Source organism: Pseudomonas sp. Pseusp97, from assembly GCF_047304025.1.
GTDB lineage: Bacteria > Pseudomonadota > Gammaproteobacteria > Pseudomonadales > Pseudomonadaceae > Pseudomonas.
In genome coordinates this window covers 1-5,827 of sequence record NZ_JBGLYK010000290.1, presented here as the reverse complement: position 1 = coordinate 5,827, position 5,827 = coordinate 1, and the positions used below count along the sequence as shown (strand labels likewise).

Annotated in this window: 5 protein-coding genes; all 5 read left to right on the top strand. The window is 68.1% G+C overall.

The features are described from left to right. Positions 1-360: 360 nt before the first annotated feature. On the top strand, positions 361-792 hold the full coding sequence (locus tag ACCC94_RS27285) for a DUF2934 domain-containing protein (RefSeq protein WP_413352724.1): 432 nt from the start codon (positions 361-363) through the stop codon (positions 790-792). Positions 793-806: 14 nt separating this feature from the next. Continuing rightward, positions 807-2,936, top strand: coding sequence for a glycogen debranching protein GlgX (gene glgX, locus ACCC94_RS27280; RefSeq protein ID WP_413352723.1), 2,130 nt, complete (start codon positions 807-809; stop codon positions 2,934-2,936). A 144-nt stretch (positions 2,937-3,080) separates the two neighbouring features. Further along, entirely contained in the window at positions 3,081-4,292 is a 1,212-nt protein-coding gene (locus ACCC94_RS27275; RefSeq protein ID WP_413352722.1) for a zinc-dependent alcohol dehydrogenase, read from the top strand. A 17-nt stretch (positions 4,293-4,309) separates the two neighbouring features. After that, positions 4,310-5,227: a DUF72 domain-containing protein gene (locus ACCC94_RS27270; RefSeq protein ID WP_413352721.1), complete on the top strand. Its 918-nt coding sequence runs from the start codon at positions 4,310-4,312 to the stop codon at positions 5,225-5,227. Then, the coding region (locus ACCC94_RS27265; RefSeq protein ID WP_413352720.1) for an endonuclease/exonuclease/phosphatase family protein at positions 5,224-5,827 on the top strand (604 nt) is incomplete at its 3' end. The genes ACCC94_RS27270 and ACCC94_RS27265, both read left to right, overlap by 4 nt.

Genomic DNA, 5,827 nt, shown 5'->3' with positions numbered 1-5,827 from the left:
GGCGCAGCGGGCGAATCAAGCAGGCCCTGCTGGCCGCCGCCCTCGGCCAGCGCTAGCGCTGGCCGGCGCTCTTCCTGCAAGGGGACTACCTCGCCCTGGAAGTGCGCGGCGAGCAGGCCAACCAGGTCCTCGCCTTTGTGCGCAGCCACGCTGGGCAGCACCTGCTGGTGGTGGCGACGCAACGCTGCCGCTGGTGCGCCACGAGGACTGGGGCGACACCCGCCTGCACCTGCCTTCTTCCCTGGCCGCCGTCCGCTGGAGCGGGCTGGCCGGCCCTGTGGATCCGCACGACGGCGAACCGCGCCTGGCCGACCTGCTGCGCGCGGTTCCAGTGAACATGCTCATATCAGGAGGTGAACGATGAAGGTCGACGAGCGCAGAGTCAGCGAACTGGCCTACCAGATCTGGGAGTCCGAGGGGCGCCCCGAAGGCCAGCACGACCGCCACTGGCGCATGGCCCTCAGCCTTGCCGAGGCCGAAGCGGCGAACCACAACGGCGAAGCCGAGGAGCCGGTACAGCCGCGCTTCGAGGGCGAGCAGGAGCCGGAGAAACCCGCCCTGCTGCAGGAGCCGCCGCGCCGCAAGGGTCGCCTGCCCAAGGCCGACCCCGAAATCCCCGCGCAAGCCGAGGGCGAAACCGTGGCACCGACGCCCAGGCGGGCCGCGCGCAAGCCCAAGGCGGCTGACGAGCCGGTGCCGTCCAAGCCGGTCAAGCCCAAGCGCACCAAGAGCGCGCCGCCGCCCACGCCCACCGCGCGGCTGCGTAAACCCAAAGAATCCAAGCCCGTCTGACCCAGGAGCCGGACATGACCCGACGTGCACATTCCCGCGTAACCGAAGGCCGCCCCTTTCCGCTGGGGGCGACCTGGGACGGGCTGGGCGTCAACTTCGCACTGTTCTCGGCCCACGCCACCAAGGTCGAGCTGTGCCTGTTCGATGCCCAGGGCAAGCGCGAGATCGAACGCATCGAGCTGCCCGAATACAGCGACGAAATCTGGCACGGCTACCTGCCTGACGCCCATCCCGGCCAGATCTACGGCTACCGGGTTCATGGCCCTTACGAGCCCGACGCGGGGCACCGCTTCAACCCCAACAAGCTGCTGATCGACCCTTACGCTCGGCAGTTGGTGGGCGAGCTGAAATGGTCCGAATCGCTGTTCGGCTACACCATCGGTTCCCCCGACGCCGACCTGAGCTTCGATGAACGCGACAGCGCGTCCTTCGTGCCCAAGTGCAAGGTCATAGACCCTGCGTTTACCTGGGGCGAACAGCAACCGGTGCGCGTGCCCTGGGACGAAACGGTGATCTACGAGGCGCATCTGCGCGGCCTGAGCATGCGCCACCCGGACGTGCCTGAGCGCCTGCGCGGCACCTGCGCCGGGCTGATGAACAGCGAGTTGCTGCAGCACCTGCGGCAGCTGGGTATCACCACCCTGGAGCTGTTGCCGGTGCACGGTTTCCTCGACGACAAGCACCTGCTCGAAAAAGGCATGGCCAACTACTGGGGCTACAACACCATCGCCTTCTTCGCGCCGCAGGCGCGCTACCTCGCCAGCGGCCACATCAACGAGTTCAAGGAGATGGTCGCGCACCTGCATGCCGCCGGTATCGAGCTGATCCTCGACGTGGTCTACAACCACACCGCCGAAGGCAACGAGCTGGGGCCCACGCTTTCCATGCGCGGCATCGACAACGTCTCCTACTACCGCCTGCAGGCCGACAACCGGCGCTACTACGTCAACGATTCCGGCACCGGCAACACCCTGGACCTGAGCCACCCCTGCGTATTGCAGATGGTCACCGACTCGCTGCGCTACTGGGCCACCGAGATGCGCGTGGACGGCTTCCGCTTCGACCTCGCCTCCATCCTCGGCCGCTACGCCGACGGCTTCGACGAGCGTCACAGCTTCCTCGTCGCCTGCCGCCAGGACCCCGTGCTGAGCCACCGCAAGCTCATCGCCGAACCGTGGGACTGCGGCCCCGGGGGCTACCAGGTGGGCGGTTTTCCGCCGGGCTGGGTGGAGTGGAACGACCGCTTCCGCGACACCGTGCGCAGCTTCTGGCGCGGCGACGAGGGTCAGTTGCCGGACCTGGCGCGCCGCCTCACCGCCTCGGGCGACCTCTACGACCAGCGCGGCCGGAGGCCCTACGCCTCGGTGAACTTCATCACCGCCCACGATGGCTTCACCCTGCGCGACGTGGTCAGCTACAACCACAAGCACAACGAGGCCAACGGCGAGGACAACCGCGACGGCAGCGACGACAACCGCTCCTGGAACCACGGCGTCGAGGGTCCCACGGACGATCCGGAAATCCGCCGCCTGCGCCTGCAGCAGATGCGCAACCTGATGGCCACGCTGCTGCTCTCCCAGGGCACTCCCATGCTGTTGGCCGGGGACGAGTTCAGCCGCACCCAGCAGGGCAACAACAACGTCTACTGCCAGGACAATGAACTGGGCTGGGTGGACTGGAACCTCGACGACGAAGGCCGCGAGCTGCTGGCCTTCACCCGCCGGCTGATCCGCCTGCGCCAGGCCTATCCAATCCTGCGGCGCGGACGCTTCCTGGTCGGCGAATACAACGAGGAGCTGGGTGTGCGCGATGTCACCTGGCTCGCCGCCGAGGGCGTGGAGATGACCGAGGATCACTGGCACGATCCGCAGCGTCGCAGCCTCGGCATGTTGCTCGATGGCCGCGCGCAGCCCACCGGCATCCGTCGCAGCGGCGGCGATGCGACCCTGTTGCTGCTGGTCAACGCCGGCCACGAAGACCTCGACTTCGTGCTCCCGGAAACCGCCCAGGGCCGAGAGTGGCAGTTCCTCCTCGACACCCGCGAACCGGGCCAGGATCAAGAGCGCAACTGGGAGTTCGGCAGCGCCTACCCCCTGGGTGCGCGCTCTCTGGTGCTCTTCACCCTGCGCCGCGGCGAGGACTGACGAGCGGGGAGAATCGGTCTGAACGGCCCCGCACGCCCTCAGTCGGAATCTGTAGGGGCCCTGCAAAGGGGCCCAGCGATTTTTCCGAATGAGTCCGCGCGAGGGCCGGCACCGCCGGCCACCGGGCTCGCCGAGGAGGACAAGATGAAAGCAGTCGTATTCCACGACATTGGTGACATCCGCCTGGAGGATGTGCCCGAACCCAGTCTCAAGCACCCCAACGATGCCATCGTTCGCCTGACGGCCTCGGCCATCTGTGGCACCGACCTGCACTTCGTGCGGGGTTCGGTGGGCGGCATGAAGCCCGGCACCATTCTCGGCCACGAAGGCGTCGGCATCATCGAGGAACTGGGTGACGAGGTGCGCAACCTGCAGGTGGGCGACCGTGTGGTGATCCCCTCCACCATCGCCTGCGGCAACTGCTCGTACTGCCGCGCCGGTTACTACGCGCAGTGCGACAGTGCCAACCCCAACGGCAAGCGCGGCGGCACCGCGTTCTTCGGCGGCCCGGAAAGTACCGGCGCCTTCCACGGCCTGCAGGCGGAGAAGGCGCGCATCCCCTACGCCAACATCGGCCTGATCCGCCTGCCCTCGCAGATCAGCGACGACCAGGCGATCCTGCTCTCGGATATCTTCCCCACCGGCTGGTTCGGCGCGGAGCTGGCCGAGGTCGGCATCGGCGACACCGTCGCGGTTTTCGGTTGCGGGCCGGTCGGCCAGTTCGCCATCGCCAGCGCGCTGCTGATGGGCGCTGCGCGGGTGTTCGCCATCGACCGCCACCCCGACCGCCTGCACATGGCCCGCCAACAGGGCGCCGAGGTGATCGACTTCGAGCGCGAAGACCCGGTGCAGGCGCTGCTCTGGCTCACCGAGGGCATAGGCGTGGACCGCGCCATCGACGCCGTGGGCGTGGACGCCGAGCACAGCCACGGCGCCGAGACCGAGGCGCCGGCGCAGGAGCACAAAGCCGAATGGGTGCCGGGCAACGCGCCGACCCAGGCCCTGGAATGGGCCGTGGCGGCTCTCGCCAAAGCCGGCAGCCTGGGCATCATCGGCGTTTACGGTCCGGACCAGCGCAGCTTCCCCATCGGCGAGGCGATGAACAAGAACCTCACGCTGAAGATGGGCAACTGCCACCACCGCCGCTACATCCCCAGACTCATCGAACTGGTGCTGGCCGGGCGCATCGATCCGGCGACCATCCTCACCCAGGTCAAGCCGATGAACGACGCGATCGGCGCCTTCGAGGCCTTCAACCAGCGCGAGACCGGCTGGGTCAAGGTCGAACTGCACCCGCAGCGCCAGGAGGCACGCCTGGGTGATGAAGAAAGGGTGCGCCCGCCGCACCGCCACTGACACAGGATGATCGGCCTATGAAGGAGCTGCACATCGGCATTTCCGGCTGGCGCTACACCCCCTGGCGCGGCGACTTCTACCCCGAAGGGCTGCGCCAGAAGGACGAGCTGCGCTACGCCTCGCGAGCCTTCAACAGCATCGAGCTGAACGGCTCGTTCTACGCCTTGCAGAAACCCGAGCGCTATCGCCGCTGGGCGGAGGATACGCCCGACGGCTTCGTCTTCAGCGTCAAGGGCCCGCGCTACATCACCCACACCCGGCGTTTGAAGGACGTGGAGGAAGCCGTCGCCAACTTCTATGCCTCCGGTCCGCTGGAGCTGGGCGACAAGCTCGGCCCGATGCTGTGGCAGGTGCCGCCGTCGCTGAAGTACGACCCGGACGTGGTGGAGGCCTTCCTGACCCTGCTGCCACGCACCACCACCGCCGCCCTGAAGCTGGCCAAGGACGCTGCCACGCGGCGCCCGCAGGAGTGGCCGGCCTCCGTCGGCAGGCACCCGCTGCGCCATGCCATGGAGGTGCGCCACGCCAGCTTCGCCTGCGCGGAATTCGCCCAGCAGCTGCGCCGCCACGACGTCGCCCTGGTGTTCGCCGATGCTCCGCGCAAGTGGCCCTACGGCGAAGACCTCACCGCCAGCGACTTCGTCTACCTGCGCCTGCACGGCGAAAAGGAGCTGTACGCCAGCGGCTATGGCGAGGCCGCTCTCAAGCACTGGAGTGAACGCATCGACCGCTGGCGCCGCGGCCTGCAACCGGCCGACGCCGAGCTGTTCGATGCCTCCACCCGCGGAGATCGCCGCCAGCGCGAGATCTATTGCTATTTCGACAATGACATGAAGGTCCGCGCCCCCTACGACGCCAGCCAGTTGATGGCGTTGCTGGACGTGCAGTTGCCGGACCGCCAGGAGCCCGGCCAACCGGCAGGAGACTGGCAATGACCCGCGCCGAGAGCGGCCTGGGCAGCCTCGCCGAGGCGCAGGCCGGCACGCTGCTGCGGGTGCTGACGGTGAACACCCACAAGGGTTTCACCGCCTTCAACCGGCGTTTCATCCTCCACGAACTGCGCGACGCCGTGCGGGCGACCTCGGCGGACCTGGTGTTCCTCCAGGAAGTCCACGGCGAACACCAGCTGCACGCCGAACGCCAGCCCGACTGGCCGGCCACGCCGCATTACGAGTTCCTCGCCGACAGCATGTGGCCGGCATTCGCCTACGGGCGCAACGCGGTCTATCCCGAGGGCCATCATGGCAATGCCCTGCTCTCGCGCCTGCCGATCAGCCGCTGGGACAATCGCGACGTCTCCGTGGCCGGCACCGAGGAGCGCGGGCTGCTCCATGCGCAGATAGACCTGCCCGGCGAGCGATCCCTGCACGCAGTGTGCGTGCACCTGGGTCTGCACGAGTCCCAGCGGCGACAGCAACTGCAGCTGCTGTGCGAACTGGTCGGCGAGCTGCCGGCGAACGACCCGGTGGTGGTCGCCGGCGACTTCAACGACTGGCGCTGCCGCGCAACCGGGCTGCTCGCCGGCGACCACCACC

Excerpts from the sequence above, each read along its gene's own strand:
- ACCC94_RS27270 (WP_413352721.1), top strand. The coding sequence starts at position 4,310 with ATGAAGGAGCTGCACATCGGCATTTCCGGCTGGCGCTACACCCCCTGG.
- ACCC94_RS27285 (WP_413352724.1), top strand. The coding sequence starts at position 361 with ATGAAGGTCGACGAGCGCAGAGTCAGCGAACTGGCCTACCAGATCTGG.
- ACCC94_RS27275 (WP_413352722.1), top strand. The coding sequence starts at position 3,081 with ATGAAAGCAGTCGTATTCCACGACATTGGTGACATCCGCCTGGAGGAT.
- glgX (WP_413352723.1), top strand. The coding sequence starts at position 807 with ATGACCCGACGTGCACATTCCCGCGTAACCGAAGGCCGCCCCTTTCCG.